Raw genomic sequence first — 25,503 nt, forward strand, 5'->3', positions numbered from 1 at the left:
CAGAAAAGTGCATCAACGTAGGCCGGATAAGGCGCTAGCCGCCATCCGGCTTTATTCGTTATCTGGAACTTACAATGTTTGGTAACTTAGGTCAGGCAAAAAAATATCTCGGTCAGGCGGCAAAAATGCTGATTGGCATTCCGGATTACGACAACTACGTCACGCATATGCAAACCAACCATCCGGATCAGCCGTACATGACTTATGAAGAATTCTTCCGCGAACGCCAGCAGGCCCGCTACGGCGGAGACGGCAAAGGCGGCGTACGCTGCTGTTAATGGAGGCAATAATGGCACCGATTGCAGTCACCCTACTCACCGGTTTTCTCGGCGCAGGAAAAACCACCCTGTTGCGCCACATCCTGAATGAGCAGCACGGTTTCAAAATCGCCGTGATTGAAAATGAATTTGGCGAAGTTTCCGTTGACGATCAATTGATCGGCGACCGCGCCACGCAGATTAAAACCCTGACCAACGGCTGTATTTGCTGCACGCGCTCCAACGAACTGGAAGACGCCCTGCTCGATCTCCTCGACAGTCGCGATCGGGGCGAAATCGAGTTTGACCGGCTGGTGATTGAGTGCACCGGCATGGCCGACCCGGGGCCGATTATCCAGACCTTTTTCTCCCATGAGGTGCTCTGCGAGCGCTATCTGCTGGACGGCGTGATCGCCCTGGTGGATGCCGTCCATGCCGACCAGCAGATGGATCAGTTCACCATCGCCCAGTCGCAGGTCGGCTATGCGGACCGCATTTTGCTAACCAAAACCGACGTTGCCGGCGACACCGAGAAGCTGCGCGAACGGCTGGCGCGCATCAATGCGCGGGCGCCAGTATATACCGTCATTCACGGCGATATCGATCTAAGCCAGCTGTTTAACACCAGCGGCTTTATGCTGGAAGAAAAGGTTGTCAGCGCCACACCGCGTTTTCATTTTGTTGCAGAAAAGCAGAACGACGTCTCGTCGATTGTGGTCGAGCTCGACTATCCGGTGGATATCAGTGAAGTTTCACGGGTGATGGAAAACCTGCTGCTCTCTTTCGCCGAGCAACTGATGCGCTATAAAGGCATGCTGTGGATCGACGGCGAGCCAAATCGCCTGCTGTTCCAGGGCGTGCAGCGCCTCTACAGCGCCGACTGGGATCGCCCGTGGGGCGATGAAACGCCGCACAGCACGCTGGTATTTATCGGCATTCAGCTGCCGGAAGAGGAAATTCGCGCCGCATTTCTCGGGTTACGACGCTAACCTGCCCGCCTGCGCCCCAAGGCGCAGGCACCATCCTCTCTCTGACACCTCGTCAAAAACAGGGACCAAACGTCGGCAGCGCGTCGAAAAATGTAAAGCAACATTTTAATAAGTAACAGCAGAAACACTTTTGGAAATAATAAGAAACTAAATGAATAGGATCCTTAATAATTAATGCCCGCCCTGTTCAGTTTCTGTTTAGCCCACCCATTAAACCGCGGCTAAACAGACCAAATTTGATGATTGACCTCGCCGTAACCCAACGTCATTACAACATTTTCAAAACACCTCCCTGACAAACCCAGCATAAAAAAATTGACGTAAGTCACATTTGCAGAGGTAAACATCGATTGTTAAGGTGCGCTCAGACAAATTTAATGACGAGGAGCAAACCATGAAAAAGCTTAACATCCTGATTGTTGCTGCCCTGACCGCGGTCTCTGGTTCCGCCATGGCGATGGGATTTACCGTTGAACAAGGTAAAAACTTTACCAACCTGAATATGGAAATGGGTAAATCCTCTTCCGGCCTGTATGCCGAAAGCCACTGGCTGAAGAATACCGATGATGGTAGCCAGACCGGCGGCGTTGGCGCGGGTTACAATCTGGAAGTTGGCCCGGTGATGCTCAACGCTGGCGCGAAAGCTATCTACCTCGGGCCGAAAAAAGGCGATAACGGCGTCGCGTTTCCGGTCGGCGGCGGGGTGAACGTGGCCCTGACCGACAGCATCCACGTGTTTGGCGAAGGGTATGTCGCGCCGGACGGCCTGAACAACAGCGTAAAAAACTATGTCGAAGCGAACGGCGGCGTAAGCTGGTCCCCGATTGGTCCAGTGACGTTGAAAGTGGGTTACCGTCACGTGAGCGTTGACGGCAAAGAGGGTCGCCCAAACCACACCCTGATTGATGGCGCCTACGTGGGCGGCGGGGTCACCTTCTGATAGCGGCCAACGTCCCTGCAATAAGATTGACATGCAATAAAGTCTATTCATAAAAAACCTGCCGGATGGCAGGTTTTTTATTGCCGGGTTAAGGGCTTAGCGGCGCACCACCACCAGCTTCTGGTTCACAAACTCTTTGATGCCGAGATCGGAGAGCTCCCGTCCGTAACCGGAACGCTTCACGCCGCCAAACGGCAGCTCCGGCGCGGTATCGGTAAGCCAGTTGATATAAACCATCCCGGTTTCAATGGCGGAGGCCATCCGTTTGGCGCGTTCGATATCCTGACTGAAGACCGCGCCGCCCAGACCATAGTGGGAATCATTGGCCAGTTGGATTGCCTCCTCGTCATTTTTCACCACGTAGATCTGCGCCACCGGGCCAAAGAACTCTTCGAAGTACGCCGGGTTGTCACGGGTGATACCGGTCAAAATGGTGGGTTCAAAGAAATTGCCTTCTCGTGCCACCGCTTTGCCGCCCAGATGCAGCGTAGCGCCATTTTTCACCGCCTCGTCCACCTGTTTGCTTAGGGTGTCCAGCGCATCTTTGGAAGAGAGCGGCCCCAGCGTGGTGCTTTCATCCAGCGGATCGCCGATTTTCACCTGGCGAAACGCCTCACTAAATTTCGCCAGAAACGACTCAGCGATATTTTCGTGCAGGATAAAACGCTTGGCAGCGGTACACACCTGGCCGGCGTTATTCAGCCGCGCCTGGACGCCGATTTTCACCGCGCGTTCCAGGTCGGCATCGTCCAGTACCACAAATACATCGTTACCGCCCAGTTCCAGCGTCGATTTCTTAATATGCTTCGCCGCCTGCGCCGCCACCACGCTGCCGGCTTTCTCCGACCCGGTGAGCGCCGCGCCCTGCACGCGATCGTCGGCGATAATCTTCGCCACCTGCTCCTGGGAGATAAACAGGTTGGTCCACGCCCCTTCCGGTGCGCCGGCCTCACGCACCAGATGGGCAAAGGTCTCCGCGCAGTGCGGCACAATGCTGGCGTGTTTGGCGATAACCGGGTTGCCGGCCGCCAGGTTTGGCGCCAGGACGCGCATCAGCTGGTAATAGGGGAAGTTCCACGGCTCCACCGCCATTAAGACGCCGATGGGATGATGCTCAACCCAGGCGTCGCCGAGTTCGGAGGGATATTTCACCGGCGCCAGCAACGATTTGGCGTTATCGGCGTAATAGCGGGCGATCTGCGCGCAAAGTTTCACTTCGCCGCGGCTCTGCTTAATGAGTTTCCCCATCTCCTGGCTGGCGATTTTTGCCAGTTCCTCCGCCCGGCTGTCGATCAGATCAGCCAGCTTATGCAGTACCGCCAGCCGCGGTTCAATATCGCCTTTTGCCCAGGCAGAATGGTAGAGCGCATCCGCCTGCTGCAGCGCCGCCTCCACGTCCGCGTCGCTGTGCGCCGGGTACGTTTTAATAAGCTGATTGTTCGCAGGATTCACCGTCTGATAGGCCATATCGCATGTCTCCTTGTTATCGCTATTAAGGCAGTCAAAAATGCCGCCAAGGATATTAAGGGTAGTCGAGATGGCTGGCGATGCGGGTAAAGTTAGGTATATCCGGAATATTCCATAAAGAGGCTAACCGGGGCTACCCTCAGGCCGCCCCGGCGTTATCAATGTTCCAGCGTGGCGATCTCGTCGGCGGCCAGGCCAGTGATTTTCACCACCGTCTCGCGGGCAATACCGTCGTCCAGCATCCTCTGTGCAATGCGCAGCGCCTCGGCATGCTGTCCTTCTTGCCGGCCTTCCCGTTTGCCTTTTCTGCGGCCCACTTCCTGTAATCTTTCGGCGATGGTCATTAAGCTCTCCCTGTGCTGAGGAACCCGTTGCGCCACTTCGTGGATAAACCGGCCAAAGCGGCGCGCGTTGCCAGTCTGCAGCAGATAATTAAACAGCGTTTTTAGCTGTCTGTCATTAGCGTCACCGCTAAGTAAAATCGTCGTCAGTTGCTCAACAATGCCCATTAAATCGCGCTGGCGAATATGCTTCTGTATCAGCTCGAGTAATGCCACGCGCCGGTGGCGAACGATCTCATCGTCGGGGATCACCGTGACATCCACCAGCGGAAAGGGCGATGCATAAAGCTCCCTCGCCAGCTGTGGATCGGCAAAACAGTCCAGCCAGTTGAGTGACCACGGGTATGGCGTGGTCGCTCCGTGATAGAACAGCATCGGCACCACCAGCGGTAGTCTGGTATGACCCCCATCAAGATGGCGCTGCATCGCGGCGATGGCGTAGCGCATCAGGCGAAAAGCCATCTGCGCGTCCGGCGAGCTCTGATGTTCGATAACCACATAAATGTAGCCCTCGCCAGACGCGGTTTTGAGTGACCACAGCACATCGGAGTACCAGGCCCGCAGGCTCTCCTCGATAAAGCTTGCCGATTCCAGCTGTAAGGTATCGAGGTCGCAGCGCTGACGCAGCGCAGGCGGTAAGTGGATCGCCAGGAAATCACGCGCGGTGTCGGCCTGAGTGAGAAACTGTTTAAACACCGCATCATGCGGCGTCGAGGTGGTGCCCTTTGCCATCGGCTCATCCCTGCCTGCTTATCCTGCAGGGACTCTACGCGCTCGGAATGTCTCTGACACCCGGGCAATACAACCTTTACGCACCGCCACGAAAATAGATTTCCCCGGACTGCAAGCGCGACATCCTTTTTCGAGGCGGTACGCAAATCCAGGCGGGCGACAGCCTCCGCGCAGCATGCTATAAACGACCTCTCCCTCCTCAGCAAAGGTCGATGCGGTGAACCATACCCGAGATATCCCCCAAACCTTCTGGCGAGACGATCGTCTACCGTGGCTGGAGCTGCGCAGCACCTGGCGCAGCCGCCAGGCCTACAAACGCCACAGCCACCCGCAGCTCTCGGTGGGGGCGATTATCGAGGGGGAAACGCGCTGCCTGTGCAATGGTGAGGAATATCTCCTGCAGCCCGGGGATCTGATCGTGATCCCCCCGCACGCGCCGCATAGCTGTAATCCGCTGCATGACAGGCCGCGCAGCTATCATATGCTGTACCTGGAGGCGGCATGGTGCCACGCGCAGCGCCCGGATATTCCCCCTGGCGCCAGTATCGCCTCGCCGCAGCCACTGTTGCGCGACAGCCCTCTCTTTGCCTGTTTCCAGCAGGTTGTCGCCCTGATGAGCCGCGGGAGCCTTGAACAACTGCCCGCCCGGCTGGCGCAACTCCTGCACGCGCTGCCGCTGTGCGCCGCCGCGCCGCAGGCGCCACATCACGCCAGCGCCCTGCTGTTTCAGCGCCTGGCGACAGATCTGCCAGCGCCGCCGTCGCTGGATAAGCTGGCCCACGACAGCGCGCTTCGTAAAGAGACCGTTATCCGCGCCGTGAAACAGGATACCGGCCTGACACCCGCCAGTTTGATCAACATGGCGCGCATCGAATATGCGAAAACGCGTTTACGCGCCGGGGACCCTATTGCCGATGTCGGCTATCAGGCTGGCTTTGCCGATCAGAGCCATTTCCATAAAACCTTTGTCAGCTATACCGCCGCCACGCCGCGGCAATATGCGCACAGCAGATCAATATCCGACAATAAGTAATACGGCACTTCGCTTAGGGTGGCCTCAGTACCATTATCGAGGCCACTATGCATACCTTATCGACGCTCTTTCCCGCCGCCTTCCCGGCGCTAGCCCTGTCTCACTTTGTCGCTCTGCTCAGCCCGGGCCCTGATTTTTTTCTGCTGGTCGGCTACGCCGTGCGCTACCGGATCCGCGGCAGCATCGGATTGTGTCTCGGCATCGCCGCCGGCAATGCGCTGTATATTGTTCTCGCCATCGTCGGCTGGGGGCTTCTGCGCCAGGCGCCGCTGCTGTTTTTGCTCATTGAGCTGTTGGGGGCGGGCTATTTACTGTGGGTTGGCAGCCTGCTGATACGCAGCCGTCCCGCGACGCTGGCGGTGGAGAGCATTCGCGCATCGCGTCCGGGGTTCGGCAGGCAGCTGCTGCTCGGGCTGGGGTCATCGCTGCTCAACCCCAAAAACGCTCTGTTTTATCTGGCGCTGATGACTTCCCTGCTCGGGCCGGCGGTCACCCTGCTGCAGCAAACGGTGAGCGGGTTGTGGATGGTCAGCGTGGTGTTCTTCTGGGATTTACTGCTGGTGAGTGCGATTGCGCTGCCGCAGGTACAGCGCCGCCTGGGCGCCATCGTCTGGCGAGTCGAGCGGGCGGCAGGGGCGATCCTGATGATCTTCGGTCTGTGGATTATCTGGCGATTTTTGCACGACCTCGCCGTCAGGTTATATGCTTAAGTTTATGGAAAAACTCGCTGAACTCAAACGCGCCAAACTGCTGGCGCTGTCGCTGCTGCTGATCGCCGCCGCGCTATTTATCACCACCCTGCTGCTGCCGCCGACGCCGTGGGTCAGCGCGCTAAAGGCCATTTCCGAAGCGGCGATGGTCGGGGCGCTGGCCGACTGGTTTGCGGTGGTCGCGTTGTTTCGTCGTATTCCGCTGCCCTTTGTCGCCCGACATACCGCGATTATCCCGCGTAACAAAGACCGCATCGCCGATAATCTTGGCCGCTTTGTCGAGGAGAAGTTCCTCGATACCCCGTCGCTGGTCGCGTTGATCCGCCGCTATGAGCCAGCCCTGATGCTCGGCAACTGGTTCAGCCAGCCGGAGAATGCCCGGCGGGTCGGCCAGCATCTGCTGCAGGTGATGAGCGGTTTTCTTGAACTGACCGACGACGCACGCATTCAGCGCCTGCTGCGCCGCGCGGTACATAAGGCGATCGATAAAGTCGACCTGACGCAGACCAGCGCCATGATGCTGGAGGGAATGACCCGCGACAATCGCCACCAGAAGCTGCTGGATTCGCTGATAAGCCAGCTTATCGCCCTGCTGCAGCGGGACAACTCCCGCGCCTTTATCGCTCGCGGCATCGTGCGCTGGCTGGAGACCGAGCACCCGCTGAAGGCCAAACTGTTACCCACCGAGTGGCTCGGCGAGCACAGCGCCGAGATGGTCACCGATGCGGTGAATACCCTGCTGGACGAGGTGAGCCATGACCGTACCCACCAGATCCGCCAGGCCTTCGACCACGCGGTGCAGAAGCTTATCGACAACCTGAAATCCGACCCGCTCATGGCGCAGAAGGCCGAGAACATCAAAGCATATCTGAAAAATGATGAGACCTTTAACCGCTATCTCGGTGAAGTGTGGGGCGACCTGCGCAGCTGGGTAAAAAACGATATCAGCAGCGATGACTCACGTATTAAGCAGCGCATCGCCGAGGCTGGCCAGTGGTTCGGTGAAACCTTACTCCGCGACGACGCCCTGCGCGAATCGCTTAACGAACACCTGGAACAGGCGGCGCACCGGGTGGCGCCGGAGTTCGCCGCCTTCCTCACCCGCCATATCAGCGACACGGTGAAGAGCTGGGACGCCCGCGATATGTCGCGGCAGATCGAGCTCAATATCGGTAAAGATCTGCAGTTTATCCGCATCAACGGCACCCTGGTGGGGGGGACCATCGGCCTGATGTTGTGGCTGTTCTCGCAGATCCCCTCGCTGCTGCATCTGCATATTGGTTAGCAATGATACTATCCGAACAATAGCGCTGATAAATATTCCACAGGGAGGGAAAAATGATGCACCGGATTTCCCACTGGCTGACCCGCCACGCCGCCGCGCTGTTCTTCCCGGCGGCGCTCATTCTGTATGATTTTTCAGCCTATCTCACTACCGACCTGATCCAGCCGGGGATCCTGCACGTGGTGCGGGATTTCAATGCCGATGTGGCGCTGGCTCCTGCCTCGGTGAGCCTGTATATGGCCGGCGGCATGGCGCTGCAATGGCTGTTGGGGCCGCTCTCTGACCGGATCGGACGGCGTCCGGTACTGCTCACCGGCGCGCTGATTTTCACCCTCGCGTGCCTGGCGACGTTGTTCACCACCTCCATGACCCAGTTCCTGATTGCCCGCTTCGTGCAGGGCACCAGCATCTGCTTTATCGCCACCGTCGGCTACGTCACCGTGCAGGAGGCCTTTGAGGAAAAAAGATCGATCAGGCTGATGGCGGTGATCACCTCCGTCGTGCTGGTGGCGCCGATCGTCGGCCCGCTCTCCGGCGCGGCGCTGATGCATTTCATCCACTGGAAAGCGCTGTTCGGCATCATCGCCGCCATGGGGCTGGTGGCCTGGCTCGGCCTGCTGTTGACCATGCCGGAGACGGTGCGCCGCGGCGATGTGCCATTCAGCCTGCCCGGCGTGCTGCGGGATTTCCGCGCCGTCTTTCGTAACCGCATCTTTTTACTCGGCGCCGCCACGCTGTCGCTGAGCTATATTCCGCTGATGAGCTGGGTGGCGGTATCGCCAGTGATTTTAATGGACGCCGGCGGACTGACCACCAGCGAGTTCGCCTGGAGCCAGGTACCAGTCTTTAGCGCCGTCATCATCGCTAATCTGTCGGTGGCGCGCTGGGTAAAAGATCCCACCCGCCCGCGCTTTGTGCTCAGCGCGGTCCCGATACAGATGCTCGGCCTGGCCATCCTGATCGTTGGGAATCTGATATGGCCGCACGTCTGGCTGTGGTCAGTGCTCGGCACCTGCTTCTACGCCTTCGGCATCGGGCTGATTTTCCCGACGCTGTTTCGCTTTACCCTCTTTTCCAACGACCTGCCGAAAGGCACGGTCTCCGCCTCGCTGAATATCGTGATCCTCAGCGTCAGCGCGTTATCGATTGAAGGCGCGCGCTGGCTGTGGTTCCATGGCGGCAGACTCCCCTTCCACCTGTTGGCGGTGGCCGCCGGGATCGTCGCCGCCTGCTGCCTGGCCGGACTGTTACGCCATCAGCGCCAGTGTGGGCAAGCGGTGATCGAAGCCCGGCAGTCGTGAGCCCTTTTACGGAGAAAGCTCCATCATGAACGACATTGAACTCAGCCCGGCACAGCGCGACCTGCTGCGCGATAAGCTCAGCAAGTACTGCGAAGAGACCTTCAACCTCGAGCTGGAGCAGTTTGACGCCGAGTTTTTTGTCGACTTTATCGCCAAAGAGCTGGGGCCGCTGTTTTACAACGCCGGTATCGAAGAGGCTATCCGCACCCATCTGGCGTGGAGCGAGCGGATCCAGGAAGAGATGGATTTGAAGAAGGTCTATTAACGCCGCGCGCAGACGCAGGAGATCAATAAAAGCTCACAAACAACAGGGCTATAATGGCGACTCTTTCAGCATCTCCCGTGTACGGGGAAGGAAAATCATGTCGCTTATCACCGATCTACCCGCCATTTTTGACCAGTTCTCAGAAGCTCGCCAGAAGGGCTTTCTCACCGTCATGGATCTTAAAGAGCAGAACGTGCCGCTGGTGGGCACCTACTGCACCTTTATGCCTCAGGAGATCGCCATGGCGGCGGGCGCCATTGTCGTTTCACTGTGCTCCACCTCCGATGAAACCATCGAGGAAGCGGAAAAAGATCTGCCGCGCAACCTCTGCCCGCTTATCAAAAGCAGCTATGGCTTCGGCAAAACCGATAAATGCCCGTACTTCTATTTCTCTGACCTGGTGGTTGGGGAAACCACCTGCGACGGCAAAAAGAAAATGTATGAGTACATGGCCGAGTTCAAGGCGGTCCACGTCATGCAGTTGCCGAACAGCGCCAGCGACGCCGCCTCCCGCGCGCTGTGGAAAGCGGAGATCCTGCGCCTGCAGCAGGTGATTGAGACCCGGTTTGGCACGCCGATTAGCGAGGCGGCGCTACGCGAAGCCATCGTGTTGAAAAATCGCGAGCGCCGGGCGCTGGCCCACTTTTATCGTCTCGGGCAACTCAATCCGCCGGCGCTCAGCGGCGGCGACATCCTGAAAGTGGTGTATGGCGCCACCTTCCGTTTCGACAAAACCGCCCTGATTGATGAACTACATGCCATGGCGGACCGCATCCATCAGGAGTGGCGGCAGGGTAAACGGCTGGAACCTCGTCCGCGGATCCTGATCACCGGCTGCCCGATCGGCGGCGCGGCGGAAAAAGTGGTCCGCGCCATCGAGGAAAACGGCGGCTGGGTGGTCGGCTATGAAAACTGCACCGGCGCGAAAGCCACCGAGCGCTGCGTGGCGGAAGAGGGCGACGTCTACGACGCCTTAACCGATAAATATCTCGCCATCGGCTGCTCCTGTATCTCCCCCAACGACCAGCGTCTGCAGCTGCTGAGCCAGATGGTGGAGGAGTATCAGGCCGACGGGGTGATCGACGTCATTCTGCAGGCCTGCCATACCTATGCCGTGGAATCGCTGGCGATTAAACGCCATCTGCGCCAGCAGCACGACCTTCCTTATATGGCGATAGAAACCGACTATTCGACGGCGGACCTCGGCCAGCTCAGCACCCGCGTCGCCGCCTTTATCGAAATGCTGTAAGGAGCTGGCGTGAACTATACGGTTGGCATTGATTCCGGCTCCACCGCCACAAAAGGCATCCTGCTGGCGGACGGCGTCATCGTGCGCCGCTTCCTCTGCCCCACTCCCTTTCGCCCCGCCGACGCCATCCATAAGGCCTGGGAAACGCTACGCGCTGGCCTCACGGAGACGCCTTTTTTAACCCTCACCGGCTATGGCCGCCAGCTGGTGGATTATGCCGATAAGCAGGTGACGGAGATCTCTTGTCACGGCCTCGGCGCACGCCTGCTGGCGCCGGAAACCCGCACGGTGATCGACATCGGCGGCCAGGACAGCAAAGTCATCCAGCTGGACGCCGAGGGCAATCTCAGCGACTTCCTGATGAATGATAAATGCGCCGCCGGCACCGGCCGCTTTCTGGACGTCATTTCGCGGACGCTTGGCGCCAGCGTCGAACAACTCGACAGCATCACTACAGACGTCGAGCCGCATGCGATTACCAGCATGTGCACGGTGTTTGCCGAATCGGAGGTCATTAGCCTGCGGTCGGCCGGCGTCGCGCCGGAGGCGATTCTGGCCGGGGTGATTAACGCCATGGCCCGGCGCAGCGCGAACTTTATTGGCCGCTTATCGGCGCAGGGGCCGCTGCTGTTTACCGGCGGCGTCAGCCACTGCGCCACCTTTGCCCGGATGCTGGAAAGCCATGTCGGCATGGCGGTGACAACCCATCCCGACGCCCAGTTTGCCGGGGCGATCGGCGCGGCGCTGATCGGCCAGCGCCAGCGGAGGCGCGGATGACAACCTTCCTGTTTTTATTTCATTCCACGGTGGGGGTGGTGCGGATGCGCAAAGCCCTGCAGGCGGCGGGAATGACCTTCGAGGTGAAGGATATTCCGCGCCAGCTGCGCAGCGGCTGCGGATTGTGCATTTACCTGAGCTGCATGCCAGGCGATGAGCAACGATGGGTTATACCCGGCGAAACGGTAGCCCTGTTTCGCGTCGCCGGAAGTGACTATCACCTGTTGGCGACCTATGCGCACCGCGGTAGCCCGGATGAGGCGTTAGCCGACATCCGGGACGCTTCCCCGGTAGCGCTTACGCTTACCGGGGCTACCGACAAAATGCCCAACCGTAGCCCGGGTAAGGCGTAAGCCGCTACCCGGGGGCTGACAGCTTAGCCTCAGCCCAACAGCTGGCGAACGCAGGATTTGAATACCCGCACGCCATCCGCCAGCGCGGTGCGATCGAAATGCATTTCCGGATGATGCAGGCCCGGCAGCAGGTTGCAGCCCAGTCCCCAGAAGCCACCTTTCACCGCCGGGCGCAGACGCAAATAGTGGAAAAAATCTTCGCTGCCCGGCGTACTCTTCGCGGCCGTTAAGCCCGCCTCGCCAAAGGTTTCGCATATTGCCTGGCTTATGATAGCCGTGGCTTCAGCGTCGATAATCGCCGCCGGCATTTCTTTGACTACCCGGATGTCGACGCTGGCGCCATATGCTGCTGCGCTACTCTCGATAGCCCTGACCACGCGTTCTTTGAGTGTCGCCATGCCGTCATTTTCCTCGCAGCGCAGATCCCAACAGACGTGCGCTTTCGCCGGCACCGAATTGGTGACGCCCGCATCGCAAAGAAAGCGCGTCGCTTTCGCGCTCCAGGTGAGCGACGGCGCCAGATGGATACCGTTCACCGCCTGTACTGCATGCGAGGCGGCATCCAGCGCGTTAATGCCCAGATGCGGACGAGCGGCGTGAGCGGCTTTGCCGTGAAAATCCACCATCACCGTCGCCGAAGCGGAATAGTACATTGCCGGTACCGCCTGGCCCATCGGACACTCTTCCAGCGGCCGGAGATGGAAGCCGAACAGCATCTCTACGTCATCCAGTACCCCGGCCTCCGTTAAAGCGATCGCGCCCGTACCCAGCTCTTCAGCAGGCTGAAAAAGCACTTTTAACTTCCCACGCTTTACCAGCCCCTCGGCGAGGATCTCTTCGGCGGCGGTTAATACCACCGAAGAGTGGCCATCATGACCGCAGGTATGACGGGCCTCTAAGCGGCCATCGATAATATGGCCCAACGCATCCATATCTGCCCGTAGCGCCACCACTGGCCCCGGTTCCCCGCTATCGATTTCGGCGACAATCCCGGTAGTCCCGCCAACGTTGCGGTGAACCCGGAACCCTGCCGCCGCCAGGGCGTCGCCGATGTAAGCCGAGGTTTTGTACTCCTCAAAGCCCAGCTCAGGTATTTGGTGCAGATAATTGAAATGCTCTAACGTTCGCGACACAACTGACTCCTTGCCTTTCATTATGCCATCACGCGCATGACCAGCATGGCGATGACGGCGTTGATAATGCTCACCGCCATCAGCAGCGGCCAGTATTTTTTCGGGACATCCGCCACCCCAAGCAGCCGCCCCATATACTGTAGTTGCGAACCCATCAGGAAGATGGCCGGGATCAGGATGGTGACGTCCGCCACGTTGAGGGTGCCTTTACTCAACAGGCTCACCGCCACTCCCGTCCCCGCCGAGGCGGAAAGCCAGGAGGTGAGCAGCACGGTAATCGCTTCGCCCGGTAAGCCAAACAGGCCCATCAGCGGCGCGCAGACCTGGCCTATCAACTGCATCACCCCGAGCAAATTAAGCATTTCGGCGATCACATATGCCATTAATACATTCGGCATCAGGTTGTTTATGGCAATATTAAATCCTTTACGTGCACCGATAACAAAAATATCAAACGGATTACTGGCCACTTTTTCCGAATTACTCATTATCAAAATCCCCTTTATAGGCCGTATTCAAAACCAGACGGGTGATTGCCGCGCCAACGAATTTCAGCACAAACATTAACAGCAGCGGAATAATAATAGGGATGGTTAACGACGCGAAAAGCGCTGAGCCAATGGAGAAATAGTTATTGATCAGACCGGCGCCGGAATATTGCCATGCCCCCATAATCACCACATCTTTCCGACTAATTTTTTTGCTGTCATACAGCTCTTTGGTCAACGCGGCCCCGGCATCGGTGCTTTGGAGGTCGGTAATTAACGCCAGACCGGTATAACCCGGGATCCCCAGTAACGGGCGTAACAACGGCGTCAGCAGCTTATGCGCTGCACGTATCGCGCCATAATGGGTAAAGATTTCCAGCAACCCCAGCGCCAGCATCACCGTAGGGACCAGCGACAGCGCAAACAAGAAACCGGCCTTGGCGCTGATGCCGCCGCTGCCGATAAAAGTGTTAGTTTCCGGGGTCTTCATCGTACCAAATGCGCCGCCGAGGGTGGTAAAGTCGAAAGCCCCCAGCCAGGCCATCCCTTCCACTTTAAACAGCAGCCCGGAGAAGACTAATAACACCACCACCAGCGAGATCCATGCCCCAGGTCCTACCCGCCACTCATTTGTCGCGTCGTCGGAGGAACGTTCCAACGTTTTATTTTCACTCATACCCTGTCCTCACATTATGAAATATCTTATTGGTCTTTTGCCATTTGGACGCTTTTCAATGTATTGGTTTTGGCATTGATTATTTTGACGTAAAACACCCATCAATAAATAAGGTGCCTCTCTTTTCCCGAAAAGCCGGCAACAGGCATATACCTCACTTATTTATCTTTTTACTGGCATATCGATATCTTATTATTGGCAACCACCGGTGGTACTGGTTTATTGCCATGGCAGTTAATCCGTTCCGTGACTCCCCTTGTCTGTTATGTACCTGAATCACGATTATCTATAACTAGCCGGGATGATAAATGTCTGGTAAAGGATGTTATTGTTGACCTGAAGTCAACAAAGGAGGGAGACAGGATGTTGCACGAACGTCCCATGAGCTATCTGTACGAAGTGGGGATCCAGGGGGGCATTCGGCGGGCCGCTGATATTCTGGGGATTAATCCGTCGGTTATCAGCCGCCAGATAGCGCAGCTGGAGCGAACGCTGGAACTCCCTCTGCTGGAGCGACAGGGGCGCAATGTGGCGCTCACTGAAGCCGGACGTTTGCTGGCCGAGGATTACCACGAAAGCCGCCAGCGGCGGGAAAAGCTGGAGAGTCATCTAAAGGATTTACGCCATATGCGTGGCGGCACCATCTCTGTGAGAATTGGCGGGGGGTTGGTGACGACCTTTATCGAGTCGGTGATGAGCACGTTTTCGCAGTCGTGGCCGAACGTATTCGTTGATATTAGCGTCGGCAATATGCAGGAGATGCTCAACGATATCGCCAGCGGTGAAGCGGATATGGCGGTCGCCTTCGGCCCCATCGGCAATCCGGAGCTTAAACGCCACAGTTTCCAGTGGGGGCCCATCTGCGCGGTGGTCTCTCCGCAGCATCCCATCGCGCGACAGTCAATGGTGACCATCGATGAGCTGACGCAATATCGCCTGATCGCCCTGACAGAAAGCTTTGGCCTACAGCGCCATATGAACGCCATGTTTAAAACCGCCGGGCGGCAGTTTCATCCGGCCTATCGCTGCAACCTCTTTTCCACCGCCATGAGCCTGAGCCAGGCCGGTCTGGGGATCTCTTTCATGACCGAATTCGCCGCCCGGGAAGCAATCGCTCACGGCATACTAAAGGCGGTCCCCATCGACCATCCGATCGCCAGCAGCGCCCAGTGCCACTTATTACGCAACTCGAACCGCCGCTTTCCCCCCGCCGCGCACCATATGTGGCGCTTACTCCATAACGCCTTTCGCGATGCGCAGCGGGCGATGACGGTGTGACCCTATTCGCTCACCACAAAGCGCGTCGCCGCAAAGCAGTTCAGCAGACGGTGCATGAGAAAGACCAGAGTCAGCGTCACCACCAGCGAGACCGTCACCGAGGTGATGCGGTACAGGTCGCTGAATACCAGATCCTGATAGGGATGCAGATTCTGGCCGAACATAATGCCGATGGTGGTGATGCTGGCGAAGCCCACCCCGGCGCCCACTTTCTCCATCACGTGCAGGCGGGCGCTGAAGGCCAGCCCGAGACCAATCAGCGGCATCATCAGGATCATGTGGTTGCTGAAATCATAGATGATCAGTTGCACCACCAGAATATAGAGACAGGCCAGCACCACCCCGACGACGCGCCAGATCGAGCTGATCACCGCCCCGCGATAGTGCATCGGAAACAGGATCAGGATCCCGGCCATCAGCGCCGACAGCGAGTCACTGAGATCGCAGATCTGGAACACCACAAAGATGATCGTCGCGACCGTACCGGAGAGCAGCGACTCGTGGCGAATGCGGGCGGCGTCTTTTTCAATGCGCGGCGGCGGCTTGCGCGGTTCGACGTCCGGGATCAGGTAATGCAGCAGCGCGCTCAGCGCCACCGCCAGCACGCAGGCTTCCATATTGGAGAACATCAGGGTGTGCCAGTTGCTGGTGGGATAGCTCATAAAGTTGAGCATCGTGCTCTGGCACACCACGCCCATCGACCCCAGCAGAAACAGCGGCCCCTGGCTCATAAAGCGAAAACGCATCACGTACAGGGCGAACACCACCAGGGTCATGATCACCGGCCACTGTGACAAATAGCCGACAATCAATACCATTTCGACGCAGTTCACCGCCGCGCTGAACACAAACTGGCGGGCGACATGGCGGTTGAACACCGGCACCAGCGACATCAGCATCAGCGGATACACCACAAAAAATACGCCGTACTGCACGTCGTAGAAGGTGGAGATACTGAGCGCAATCGTCCCGGCCACGGCGATACGCACCGTCTGGCGAAAATCATTCGCCGTGTAGACGATATTGCCGTGCGGCGTAAAGACGTGCGCCAGGGTATTAATAGACATAGTGCAACCAGCTCACCAGGTGGATCTGCAGGCCGGCGAAGGTGCGGGCGAAAGGTCCCTCGCTATTGTACAGCTGCACCGTGGCGCGGGCGCCGGTCGGCAGCGGTTTCGCCAGCGGCTGATCCAGCGCGACGTGAATGCGCATGCGCTGTGCGTCGCGCACCCAGCGGGTGGACTGCTCCGGCTGCGACAGCTGGCCGTTCACCGCCTCCTGCCCCGCCAGAATCCCGGCATCGCTGCTGGTGACGTGCGCCGGGAAGACTTGCCCCGGCAGGGCATCAAAGACCACCGCTGCATCGGTATTCACCGCCGTGTGGCGCAGGCTCTTTTCACGGAAGTCGGCGACGATGTCAGTGTTGTTGTTGACCAGCGCCAGCACAGCCGTCGCCGCGGTGGCGTAGATCCCCGGGTTAAGCTGCAGGTTGCTGACCATACCATCAGTTTCGGCACGCACCTGGGTCCAGGCCAGGTTCAGCTGCGCCTCCTCCAGCGCATTACGGTATTTCTGCAGAGTGACGTTGCGCTTATCGTCGCGCTCGCCGCGCTGGATCAGCAGGTTCTGGATCTGCGCGTTCAGCGCCGAGACCGACTGCTCGCTGGTCTGCCAGGTGGTCCGCACCTTATCGAGGTCGGACTGCGAGACGTTCTGCATCGTACTCAGGCGCTGGTAGCGATCGAGCGTGACCTTATCGTTACGGGCGGTGTACTGTGCGGTGCGCAGGTTGGCGCGGGCGGCGGCGATTTGTGCATCCAGTTGCTGGTTGCTCAGTTTCGCCTGCTCGAGGGCGATCTGCGCCGCTTCAACTTTATTAATGAATGGCGTTGGGTCGAGCTCATACAGCAGGTCGCCCTTTTTCACCTGGCTGTTGTTGTGCACGTAAACGTGCGAGACATAGCCGGAGACCCGCGACGAAACCGGGGTCACCACGCGCATGACGGTGGAGTCCGGCGTCAGCGGGATCCAGATATCGGCAACGATAAACCAGGCGAATATTCCCAGAAAAGCGGCAATACTCACCCGTACCCAGCGGGCAAATTTTTGTTCAGGCGTCATCATAGTGTGTTAGATCTTGTTATCTTCTTCGCGGATATTCCGCAAACGGCAGGCGATTTGATTTAATGTGGCGCTGAAGGTGGCGAGGTCGGCCTCCGGGATGGTCTGAGTCACGCGTTCCTGATAGGTCTCGATCACGCAGCTCAGTTTTTCCAGAATCGCCCGCCCCTCGGCGGTCAGCGTCAGCAGGCGAATGCGTTTGTCATATGGCGATGTAGAACGCACCAGATAGCCCTGCTTTTCCAGTAACGAGAGGGTGCGCATCAGCGGCGGCAGTTCAATCCCCTGCACCTCCGCCAGTTCGCTGACCGAGACGTTGTCTCCCAGCTGATGCAGTTGCATCAACACCGTCCAGCTGGACTGGGTGAGTCCGGTATCGGTGATAGCGGAGTCAATAATGGCGCGCCACTGGCGCACCACCATGGCCATTCTCATCCCCAACGGGCGGCGGACAAACAGGTCGTCTTCGGTCACAGGTTTTCCTCTCATTGTTGAGAAGAAAATAATACTTATCAGGGTAAGTATCAAGAAACGGACGATCGCGCCGCATCAATTGATAAATTTCGTGAATGTATTCCCCGGCGTCGCCAGCGCTTACCGGGGCAAAGAAGGAATGATGCCTGAAAAAAACCGCACTTTTTAATTGATCTGATCCCGACGCAGGCCGATGTCTTTCAGCTGTTCGTCGCTCATTCGCTGCAAAGCTCTGCGCGTTTGCTCCTGAAGCCACCATTTTTTGATAAACCGCACCAGCAGTACGAAACCGATAAATGGCTGTCTTGCCCTGTTCTCGTGAAATTCCATCCTCTACCTCCTCACCTTGCCAGAGGCTTTATCTTCACGGATTTGGGGCCAAGGAATACAGATTCACAAAACGCTTTTCTTTAACATACAGATTAGCTAAAACGTACACCAGAGCCCAATTTTTACGCCAATCTGTACTGGTTATTCCATCTGTATGGCGGAAATTAAGGATACAGCATGACCCGCTACCAACATCTCGCTACGCTGCTGGCCGAACGCATCGAACAGGGCCTGTATCGCCACGGCGAAAAACTGCCGTCGGTGCGCAGCCTGAGCCAGGAACATGGCGTCAGCATCAGCACCGTCCAGCAGGCCTATCAGTTGCTTGAGCAGCAGCAGATGATCGTACCGCAGCCGCGATCGGGCTATTTCGTTGCCCCCCGCAAGGCCCAGCCGCCGGTGCCGCCGATGTCGCGTCCGGTACAGCGCCCGGTGGAGATCACCCAGTGGGATCAGGTGCTGACCATGCTCGACGCCCGCTACGATAAATCGATTATCCCCTTCGGCGGCGGCTCGCCGGATGTCACACAGCCAAGCCTGAAGCCTATCTGGCGCGAACTGAGCCGGGCGATCCAGCATAACCTCAGCGAAGTGCTGAACTATGACGAGCTGGCCGGGCGCCGCGAGCTGAGGGAGCAGATCGCCCGTCTGATGCTTGACGGCGGCTCGATAGTGACGGCTGACGATCTGGTGCTCACCAGCGGCTGCCATAGCGCGCTGTCTCTGGCCTTGCTGTCGGTATGCCAGCCTGGCGATATCGTGGCGGTGGAATCTCCCTGCTACTACGGCACGATGCAGATGCTGCGCGGACTGGGATTAAAGACCATTGAGATCCCTACCGATCCGGAAACCGGGATCAGCATTGAGGCCCTGGAGCTGGCGCTGGATCAGTGGCCGATCAAAGGGGTGATCCTCGTGCCAAACTGCAATAACCCGCTGGGCTTTATCATGCCGGACGCTCGCAAGCGCGCGGTGCTGAACCTGGCCCAGCGCCACGATATCGTGATTTTCGAGGATGATATTTACGGCGAGCTGGCCACCGAGTACCCGCGCCCGCGCACCATTCACTCCTGGGATATCGACGGCCGGGTGATGCTCTGCAGCTCTTTTACCAAAACCATCGCCCCCGGCCTGCGCATCGGTTGGATAGCGCCCGGGCGCTACTACGACAAGCTGCTACAGATGAAGTACGCCGCCAGCGGCACTAACGTCCCTTCAACCCAACTGGCGGCTTGCAATTTTATTCGCGAAGGCCACTACCACCGTCACGTGCGGCGGATGCGGCAGATCTATCAGCGTAATATGGAGATCTACACCTGCTGGCTGCGGGAGTTTTTCCCGTGCGGGATCTGCGTCACCCGGCCAAAAGGTGGTTTTATGCTGTGGGTGGAGCTCCCGGAGCAGGTGGATATGGTCTGCGTCGCCAAACAGCTGTGCCGGCTGAAGATCCAGGTCGCGCCGGGCTCGCTGTTTTCGGCAGCGGGCAAGTATCGCAACTGCGTCAGGATCAACTGCGCCCTGCCGCCGACCGAGAAACATAAAGCAGTGATGGTGAAGCTGGGAGAAGCGGTGAAGGTGGCGATGGAGTGAAGTTTAATCTGTTCTCCCCGGTGGCGCTGCGCTTACCGGGCTACGGGTTACCCCGCGTCCGCAAATCAGCTTCACTGGTCAAAAAACACCATTCCCTTATACGGCTGCTCACGGCAGGCGGCCAGCCGCTGGGCGAGACTGCCGACGTGCAGCTCCAGCTTGTGGCCATCGGGATCGAGGAAATAGTGCGAGGCGCCTTCGCTGCGGTTTAGCTTCCAGACCGCCACGCCGGCAACCTCCAGGCGGGCGGCGAAGCTGGCGAAATCCGCCTCGCTAATGCTAAACGCATAATGGGTGTAGTCGCTCTCTTCCGGCGGGATGATGCGCCGCTGCGGATCCAGCGACAGGCACAGCCACAGATCGCCGCAGGAGAGATAGGCGCCACTGTCCCAGCGGGCGTGCAGCGTCATGCCCAGCAGCTGCTGATAAAACGCCACGCTCGGCGCCAACTGGCTGACTGCCAGGGTCAGGTGATTCAGTCCACTCAGCATGTCTGTTCCTCCAGTGAATTCACAATGAACTGACGCAGCCATTGATGCGCCGGGTCGCGGTGCCAGCGCTCGTGCCACAGCATCAGCATCTCAAAGCCGGCGACCGCCAGTGGCGGCTCGACGACTTCCAGCCCGCTCTGCCCGCGCACCAGCCGCTCCGGCAGCACCGCCACCAGATCGCTATTGCGCAGGGTCTCCAGCATAAACAGGAAATGTGGCACGGAAAGGACAACCCGCCGCGCCAGGCCAAGATTCGCCAGCGCGGTATCGGTCGCCGCGCTGAAGCCGCCCCCGTCCGGGGAGACGATCACGTGCTCCAGCTGACAGAACGTTTCCAGGCTAAGCCCAGGCCGCAGCGCCGGATGCTCCGCCCGGCCTGCCAGCACATAGCGTTCGCGAAACAGCAGGCGCTGATGCAGCCCCGGCGGCGCGCCCTCGCGGGTATGAAAGAAGAGATCTACTGTATCGCTGGCCGCCTGCTGCTCCAGCCGCGCCGGCTGTAACTCGAACACCGCCAGCCGACTGCCGGGAGAGGCCAGCCGTAGCCTGCCCAGCATCGGCAGGAGGATCGCCGAGGCCATATAGTCCGTCGCTGCCACCCGCCAGGTCTCCGCCGCCGTCGCCGGATCAAAAGGCGCCACCGGCGCCACCGCCTGCTCCAGTGCGGCTAGCGCTGCGCGCAGCGGCTGGCGAAGTTCATCGGCGCGGGCGGTGGGCTGCATGCCGCGCGGACCCGGCATCAGCAGCGGGTCGGCGAAAATCTCCCGCAGCCTGGCGAGCTGAATGCTCACCGAGGGCTGCGACAGATTCAGCCGCTGCGCCGCCCGGGTGACATTATTTTCACTGAGCAGCACATCAAGCGTGCGCAGCAGATTAAGATCCAGACGATGTAAATTAATCACGGCTATACCTGGAATTTAAGTAATTAATTTCTACTATAGCGTCAGCTTTCCTACTCTGCAGCTCTCCATACGCCAGAGGTGATGTTATGAAAGTACTGCTGATTTACGCCCATCCGGAACCGCGCTCGCTTAATGGCGCGCTGAAAAATTTTGCCGTCCGCCATCTGCAGCAGGCCGGGCATGAAGTGCAAGTCTCCGATCTCTACGCCATGCGCTGGAAGGCCGGGTATGACGCCGATGACAGCGGCGCCCCGCCGGTCGGCGAGTTCTGGCGGCCGACCCTCGATTCCAAACAGGCCTTTGCCCAGGGCACCCAAAGTGCGGATATCGCAGCCGAGCAGGAAAAGCTGCTGTGGGCCGATACGGTGATTTTCCAGTTCCCGCTGTGGTGGTTCTCAATGCCCGCCATCATGAAGGGCTGGATCGACCGGGTGTACGCCTGGGGCTTTGCCTATGGCGTCGGCGAGCACAGCGACCGCCACTGGGGCGATCGCTATGGGGAAGGCACCTTCGTCGGCAAACGGGCGATGCTGATCGTCACCGCCGGCGGCTGGGCGGAACACTATTCACCGCGCGGGATCAATGGCCCCATCGACGACATCCTGTTCCCCATTCAGCACGGTATGCTGTTCTATCCCGGCTTTGAGGTGCTTCCGCCGCTGGTGTTCTACCGCACGGATAAAACCGATGCCGGGCAATTCGCCGACCAGTGCGCCACGCTGGCCGAGCGGCTGGACACGCTGTGGCAAACCGAGCCCATTCCATTCCGCCGGCAGAATCATGGCGATTATCTGATCCCGTCGCTGACGCTGCGCCCGGAGCTGGCGCCGGGGCAAAGCGGCCTGGCGGTGCATCTGCGTAGCGAATAACTGACTACCCCGTCTTCGCCCCCCGAGGACGGGTCATTTACCCAGCTCTCTCCAGTCCCAGCATGCCTCGCGCCTGGATAAAGCACAGCAGCAATACGCCCCACAGCGCCATCGTCAGATAGGGGCTGATCCCGAGGATATTGAACCCACTCTCAATGATCTGCAGCAGGAACAGCGCGAGCACCATCCCGACGATGCGCCCGCTGCCGCCATCCGGATTCACGCCGCCGAGCACCGCCGCGAGGATCGACACCAGCAGATACGATTCTCCATAAGACGCTTTGGCTGAGTTCAGCTTCGACATCATCAGAAACGCCGCCACCGCGCAGAGCAGGGCCGAGATGGCATATACCCACATTAATACCCGTCGGGTATTGATCCCGGAATAATGGGTCGCCCGCTCGTTGGATCCGATCAACATGATCGCCCGACCCAGCGGGCTTTTCTCCAGCAGCACCCACAGCCCAAACGCCACCACCGCAAAAAGCCACATTGGCAGCGGAATACCGAACCACTGAGCGTGATTCAGCCACAGCACCCACTGCGGATAGTTAGCGATAGCGCTGCCGCCGGTGATCAGAATATTGATCCCCTTAAGCAGGGTCATCATGCCAAGGGTAGCCAGGATCGGCGAAACGCGGATCCCGGCAATCAGTATCCCGTTGCACAGACCAATGATCATCGCCGCCCCTCCGCCGGCCAACAGCGTCGCCAGCGCGGTGGCGCCACCCGGCGGATAGCTCGTCGCTACCCAAGCCATCACCAGCGAACAGGCGTTGGCCGTCGCGATAATGGACAGATTAATGCCGCCGCAAAGCATGGTCATGGCCATCGCCAGCGCCAGGATCCCCAACACCGGCATTTGCGAGGCAATCGACTGGAAATTGCTGACAGACCAGAAGATGTTTGGCATGGCGATGCTAAAGGCGATAACCGTCAGCAGCAGCAGGCCGATCAGGTAAAACTCAACGTTGTTGCGCCACGATTTTTTCATAACAAGCTCCGGTTCTGATGCTGGCTCCATGCCGTTACGCTGATGCTGACGACGATGATCGCCCCGGTGATCAGGGTCTGCCAGTAGGAGGAAACCCCCAGCAGGTTCAGGCCGTTCTGCATCACCGCCAGTAAAATCACCCCCAGCAGCGTACCGGTGAGAGTTCCGCGCCCGCCAATCAGGCTGGTGCCGCCCAGCACCACCGCCGCCAGCACCGTCAGCTCATAGCCCAGCAGTGAATCCGGCGCAACGGTCATCACTGTCCACGCCTGCACGACACCTGCGGCCCCCGACATTAGCCCCATATAGCCATAAACGAACAGCTGCAGGCGGAGCACGCTGAAGCCGACGCGGCTGGCGGATTCCCGGTTGCCCCCCATGGCATAGATCTTGCGGCCAACGGTGGTGAAATTCATGATAAACGCGGTCAACAGCACCACGGCGATCATCGTCAGCAGCGGCAGCCCCAGGCCGTAATCGTAACCATCGGCATCGGTATATTTGAACAGCATGACCCCCTTTTCAAACCACGGGGGGAAGTCGTAGAGCCAGACGCCTTTGCTTAACCACAGCAGCAAACCGTAGAAAATATTGAGCGTAGAAATGGTGATAATGATCGAGGGGACCCGCAGACGATTAACCAACAGCGCGTTCACCAGCCCCAGCAGCACGCCGATGCCGCCGGCAAGCACAAAAGCCACCGCGAAGTTGCCGCTTACTTTTTGCAGCATCACCACCATGCCGTACTGGGCGATAATGGTCATAGCCGGGAAGGAGATATCAATCCCGCCGGCGATCAGCACCACGAACAGACCACAGGCGAGAATGGTCAGCATCGCATAGTTATTAGCGAGGTCGTAAAGATTGCCGAAAGTGAAAAATTCCTCACTGCGCCAGCCCAGCAGCAGGCACAGTGCAATAATAAACATACCTAACCAGAATTCATGTTGTTTCAACAGATTAGCCATTGACCACCTCCGCTATCTGCTGCTGGGTACTGCTGTCCGGCAGGAAGTTATGGGTTAGCTCGCCCTGCTTCATCACCAGGATGCGATGACTCTGGTACCACGCCTCTTCGATCTCGTCGCAAATCATCAGCACAGCGATACCATGGGCAGCCAAATCGCTGATGATATGATAGATCCCGGCTTTGTTTGCGATATCCACCCCCACGGTTGGGCTATCGAGGATCAGCAGCTTAGGCGAGATCGCCAGCCATTTGGCGATAGAGACGCGCTGGGCATTGCCACCGGAGAGGGTATTCACCGGCAGATGCGTATCCGGCGCCTTAATGGTCAACGCGTTGACCATTCTTGCGACCAGTTGCTGAGCTTTACTGTCACTCAATAGCCCACAAGCGCCTTTCACTTTATGAAACACCGTGCTGATGATGTTGTTTTCAATCGACTGGCTCATCACCAGGCCGCGCGACATACGGTCCTCAGAGACATAGCCAATACCGTGGCGGATAGCATCCTGGTTGCTGCGCAACCGCACCGGCTGGCCATTTATCAGGATCTCGCCGCTGTCGGGGCGGGTCATGCCGAAAAGGCTCAGGCACAGCTCTGTTCGCCCGGCGCCCAACAGGCCGACTATCGACACCACTTCTCCGGCTTCGACCTTCAGGGAGACGTTGTGATATTCCCCTTTGCGACAGAGATTGCGCACCTCCAGCACCGGCGTGCTGCCCTTCCCCTGCCACAGATCGCGCACCTGATAGTCAAACTCCTGGCCCGTCATCAGAAAACCGAGCCGTCGGGTGGTCACCTCAGCCGCCGGCAAGGTACCAACCAGATTGCCATCCTTCAGCACGCTGATGCGGTCCGATACGGCCATGACCTCTTCCAGACGGTGGCTAACGAAGACGACGCAGATCCCCCTCTCACGCAATTGGCGCACCACATGCAGTAGTCCTTCCACTTCCTGATGGGTCAATGAGGCCGTGGGTTCATCCATAATGATAAGCCGGGCATCCTGCGCCAGCGCGCGGCAGATAGCCACCAGCTGACAGCGGGCGATGGAGAGCGACTCCACAGCGGCATCCAGCGGCAGCGAGACGTTAATACTGCGCATCGCCTGCTCCGCACTGCGCCGCAGCTCGCTGCGCCTCACCAGCACGCCGCGATGATAGTGGTTAATGGCAATGTTCTCCCACACGCTGAGATTGGGAAACAGCGACAGATCCTGATAAATCACCTGGATCCCATGGGCGACAGAGGCCGCTGGCGTTAGTTTGGGCCACGTCTTGCCGCCCAGCGTCATCGCTGCGCCCTCATCCGGGCGATAGACGCCAGAGATAATTTTGATCAACGTCGACTTCCCGCAACCGTTCTGCCCGGCCAGGCAGTGCACTTCCCCGGGCATAAAGTCGAGGCTGATATCATTGAGCGCGCGGTTGGCGTGGAAGGTTTTGCTGACGTGTCGAAGGGAAAGGAAAGGTTCCATAGCATCCCCTGGC

At 58.6% G+C, this 25,503-nt stretch carries 27 protein-coding genes and 1 pseudogene; 14 read left to right on the forward strand and 14 right to left on the reverse strand.

From position 1 onward, the window contains the following. The first annotated feature begins 74 nt into the window (after window positions 1-74). From AS136_RS11140 to AS136_RS11150, 3 genes are all read left to right on the forward strand, one after another. Window positions 75-278, forward strand: a complete 204-nt coding sequence (locus AS136_RS11140; RefSeq protein ID WP_002887451.1) for a YbdD/YjiX family protein — start codon at window positions 75-77, stop codon at window positions 276-278. Window positions 279-289: 11 nt separating this feature from the next. Continuing rightward, window positions 290-1,246 (forward strand): GTPase, encoded by a 957-nt coding sequence (gene yjiA / locus AS136_RS11145; protein WP_023322022.1) that lies wholly within the window; start codon window positions 290-292, stop codon window positions 1,244-1,246. A gap of 394 nt (window positions 1,247-1,640) precedes the next feature. Beyond that, window positions 1,641-2,186, forward strand: a complete 546-nt coding sequence (locus AS136_RS11150; RefSeq protein ID WP_008807582.1) for a YfaZ family outer membrane protein — start codon at window positions 1,641-1,643, stop codon at window positions 2,184-2,186. A gap of 96 nt (window positions 2,187-2,282) precedes the next feature. Here AS136_RS11150 and AS136_RS11155 read toward each other — a convergent pair whose 3' ends face one another. Together AS136_RS11155 and AS136_RS11160 are read right to left on the reverse strand one after the other, a co-directional pair. Beyond that, the gene (locus tag AS136_RS11155; RefSeq protein ID WP_022065036.1) at window positions 2,283-3,653 is read right to left on the reverse strand and encodes an NAD-dependent succinate-semialdehyde dehydrogenase; all 1,371 of its coding nucleotides are present in this window, start codon (window positions 3,651-3,653) and stop codon (window positions 2,283-2,285) included. 158 nt (window positions 3,654-3,811) lie between these two features. Next, window positions 3,812-4,726 (reverse strand): Rpn family recombination-promoting nuclease/putative transposase, encoded by a 915-nt coding sequence (locus tag AS136_RS11160; RefSeq protein WP_063266775.1) that lies wholly within the window; start codon window positions 4,724-4,726, stop codon window positions 3,812-3,814. Between the two features lie 217 nt (window positions 4,727-4,943). Between AS136_RS11160 and AS136_RS11165 the strand changes: the two genes are divergently transcribed. The 8 genes and pseudogenes from AS136_RS11165 to AS136_RS11200 form a co-directional block, all read left to right on the forward strand. Beyond that, window positions 4,944-5,759: an AraC family transcriptional regulator gene (locus tag AS136_RS11165; protein ID WP_016160229.1), complete on the forward strand. Its 816-nt coding sequence runs from the start codon at window positions 4,944-4,946 to the stop codon at window positions 5,757-5,759. A 47-nt stretch (window positions 5,760-5,806) separates the two neighbouring features. Further along, window positions 5,807-6,469 (forward strand): LysE family translocator, encoded by a 663-nt coding sequence (locus tag AS136_RS11170; protein ID WP_046882156.1) that lies wholly within the window; start codon window positions 5,807-5,809, stop codon window positions 6,467-6,469. Further along, window positions 6,462-7,754: a DUF445 domain-containing protein gene (locus AS136_RS11175; protein WP_008807587.1), complete on the forward strand. Its 1,293-nt coding sequence runs from the start codon at window positions 6,462-6,464 to the stop codon at window positions 7,752-7,754. The genes AS136_RS11170 and AS136_RS11175 overlap by 8 nt, the downstream gene beginning before the upstream one ends. A 53-nt stretch (window positions 7,755-7,807) precedes the next feature. Beyond that, entirely contained in the window at window positions 7,808-9,055 is a 1,248-nt protein-coding gene (mdtM, locus tag AS136_RS11180; RefSeq protein WP_012969015.1) for a multidrug efflux MFS transporter MdtM, read from the forward strand. Window positions 9,056-9,080: 25 nt separating this feature from the next. After that, the gene (locus AS136_RS11185) at window positions 9,081-9,320 is read left to right on the forward strand and encodes a DUF2164 domain-containing protein (RefSeq protein ID WP_008807589.1); all 240 of its coding nucleotides are present in this window, start codon (window positions 9,081-9,083) and stop codon (window positions 9,318-9,320) included. 97 nt (window positions 9,321-9,417) lie between these two features. Then, the gene (locus AS136_RS11190; protein ID WP_047667374.1) at window positions 9,418-10,569 is read left to right on the forward strand and encodes a double-cubane-cluster-containing anaerobic reductase; all 1,152 of its coding nucleotides are present in this window, start codon (window positions 9,418-9,420) and stop codon (window positions 10,567-10,569) included. Between the two features lie 9 nt (window positions 10,570-10,578). Further along, window positions 10,579-11,346 (forward strand): putative 2-hydroxyacyl-CoA dehydratase activator YjiL, encoded by a 768-nt coding sequence (gene yjiL / locus AS136_RS11195; RefSeq protein WP_063266776.1) that lies wholly within the window; start codon window positions 10,579-10,581, stop codon window positions 11,344-11,346. Beyond that, window positions 11,343-11,594 (forward strand): annotated as a pseudogene (locus AS136_RS11200) (DUF3343 domain-containing protein); the annotation flags it as partial. The gene yjiL and the pseudogene AS136_RS11200, both read left to right, overlap by 4 nt. A gap of 134 nt (window positions 11,595-11,728) precedes the next feature. Here the strand turns inward: AS136_RS11200 and AS136_RS11205 are convergent. The 3 genes from AS136_RS11205 to AS136_RS11215 are packed head-to-tail and all read right to left on the reverse strand — an operon-like array spanning window position 11,729 to window position 13,996. Then, window positions 11,729-12,832, reverse strand: coding sequence for a M20 peptidase aminoacylase family protein (locus AS136_RS11205; RefSeq protein WP_032732454.1), 1,104 nt, complete (start codon window positions 12,830-12,832; stop codon window positions 11,729-11,731). Between the two features lie 20 nt (window positions 12,833-12,852). Continuing rightward, window positions 12,853-13,320, reverse strand: coding sequence for a YjiG family protein (locus AS136_RS11210; protein WP_038422074.1), 468 nt, complete (start codon window positions 13,318-13,320; stop codon window positions 12,853-12,855). Continuing rightward, window positions 13,313-13,996 carry a nucleoside recognition domain-containing protein gene (locus AS136_RS11215; RefSeq protein ID WP_008807594.1) on the reverse strand — a complete coding sequence of 228 codons (684 nt, stop codon included), beginning with the start codon at window positions 13,994-13,996 and terminating at the stop codon, window positions 13,313-13,315. The genes AS136_RS11210 and AS136_RS11215 overlap by 8 nt, the downstream gene beginning before the upstream one ends. A 363-nt stretch (window positions 13,997-14,359) precedes the next feature. Here AS136_RS11215 and AS136_RS11220 point away from each other — a divergent pair, with 363 nt between their 5' ends. Then, window positions 14,360-15,274, forward strand: a complete 915-nt coding sequence (locus AS136_RS11220; RefSeq protein ID WP_008807595.1) for a LysR family transcriptional regulator — start codon at window positions 14,360-14,362, stop codon at window positions 15,272-15,274. A 2-nt stretch (window positions 15,275-15,276) separates the two neighbouring features. Here the strand turns inward: AS136_RS11220 and AS136_RS11225 are convergent, their stop codons facing one another. From AS136_RS11225 to AS136_RS25995, 4 genes are all read right to left on the reverse strand, one after another. Then, the gene (locus AS136_RS11225; RefSeq protein ID WP_008807596.1) at window positions 15,277-16,341 is read right to left on the reverse strand and encodes a DUF2955 domain-containing protein; all 1,065 of its coding nucleotides are present in this window, start codon (window positions 16,339-16,341) and stop codon (window positions 15,277-15,279) included. After that, window positions 16,331-17,398 (reverse strand): HlyD family secretion protein, encoded by a 1,068-nt coding sequence (locus AS136_RS11230; RefSeq protein ID WP_008807597.1) that lies wholly within the window; start codon window positions 17,396-17,398, stop codon window positions 16,331-16,333. Before AS136_RS11230 ends, AS136_RS11225 begins: the two co-directional genes overlap by 11 nt. Window positions 17,399-17,404: 6 nt before the next feature. Then, window positions 17,405-17,869, reverse strand: coding sequence for a MarR family winged helix-turn-helix transcriptional regulator (locus AS136_RS11235; protein ID WP_012969020.1), 465 nt, complete (start codon window positions 17,867-17,869; stop codon window positions 17,405-17,407). 165 nt (window positions 17,870-18,034) lie between these two features. Further along, entirely contained in the window at window positions 18,035-18,199 is a 165-nt protein-coding gene (locus tag AS136_RS25995) for a DUF1127 domain-containing protein (protein ID WP_008807599.1), read from the reverse strand. Window positions 18,200-18,376: 177 nt separating this feature from the next. Here AS136_RS25995 and AS136_RS11240 point away from each other — a divergent pair, with 177 nt between their 5' ends. Next, a complete protein-coding gene (locus AS136_RS11240) occupies window positions 18,377-19,789 on the forward strand; it encodes an aminotransferase-like domain-containing protein (RefSeq protein WP_012969021.1) in 1,413 nt (470 codons plus the stop codon). Between the two features lie 71 nt (window positions 19,790-19,860). Here AS136_RS11240 and fosA read toward each other — a convergent pair whose 3' ends face one another. Next, window positions 19,861-20,280 carry a FosA5 family fosfomycin resistance glutathione transferase gene (fosA, locus tag AS136_RS11245; RefSeq protein ID WP_063266777.1) on the reverse strand — a complete coding sequence of 140 codons (420 nt, stop codon included), beginning with the start codon at window positions 20,278-20,280 and terminating at the stop codon, window positions 19,861-19,863. Beyond that, complete coding sequence (locus tag AS136_RS11250; RefSeq protein ID WP_012542980.1) at window positions 20,274-21,182, reverse strand: LysR family transcriptional regulator; 909 nt, start codon at window positions 21,180-21,182, stop codon at window positions 20,274-20,276. The genes fosA and AS136_RS11250 overlap by 7 nt, the downstream gene beginning before the upstream one ends. Window positions 21,183-21,268: 86 nt before the next feature. On the opposite strand from AS136_RS11250, the gene AS136_RS11255 reads away from it, so the two are divergent. Further along, complete coding sequence (locus AS136_RS11255; protein ID WP_016160218.1) at window positions 21,269-22,051, forward strand: NAD(P)H-dependent oxidoreductase; 783 nt, start codon at window positions 21,269-21,271, stop codon at window positions 22,049-22,051. Between the two features lie 37 nt (window positions 22,052-22,088). Here AS136_RS11255 and AS136_RS11260 read toward each other — a convergent pair whose 3' ends face one another. The 3 genes from AS136_RS11260 to AS136_RS11270 are packed head-to-tail and all read right to left on the reverse strand — an operon-like array spanning window position 22,089 to window position 25,490. After that, window positions 22,089-23,045: an ABC transporter permease gene (locus AS136_RS11260; protein WP_039102794.1), complete on the reverse strand. Its 957-nt coding sequence runs from the start codon at window positions 23,043-23,045 to the stop codon at window positions 22,089-22,091. Further along, the gene (locus AS136_RS11265) at window positions 23,042-24,013 is read right to left on the reverse strand and encodes an ABC transporter permease (protein ID WP_008807605.1); all 972 of its coding nucleotides are present in this window, start codon (window positions 24,011-24,013) and stop codon (window positions 23,042-23,044) included. The genes AS136_RS11260 and AS136_RS11265 overlap by 4 nt, the downstream gene beginning before the upstream one ends. Next, window positions 24,006-25,490, reverse strand: a complete 1,485-nt coding sequence (locus tag AS136_RS11270; protein ID WP_049140021.1) for a sugar ABC transporter ATP-binding protein — start codon at window positions 25,488-25,490, stop codon at window positions 24,006-24,008. The genes AS136_RS11265 and AS136_RS11270 overlap by 8 nt, the downstream gene beginning before the upstream one ends. Between the last annotated feature and the right edge of the window lie 13 nt (window positions 25,491-25,503).

The sequence above is a fragment of the Klebsiella sp. D5A genome (assembly GCF_001620885.1).
Classification (GTDB): domain Bacteria; phylum Pseudomonadota; class Gammaproteobacteria; order Enterobacterales; family Enterobacteriaceae; genus Klebsiella; species Klebsiella variicola.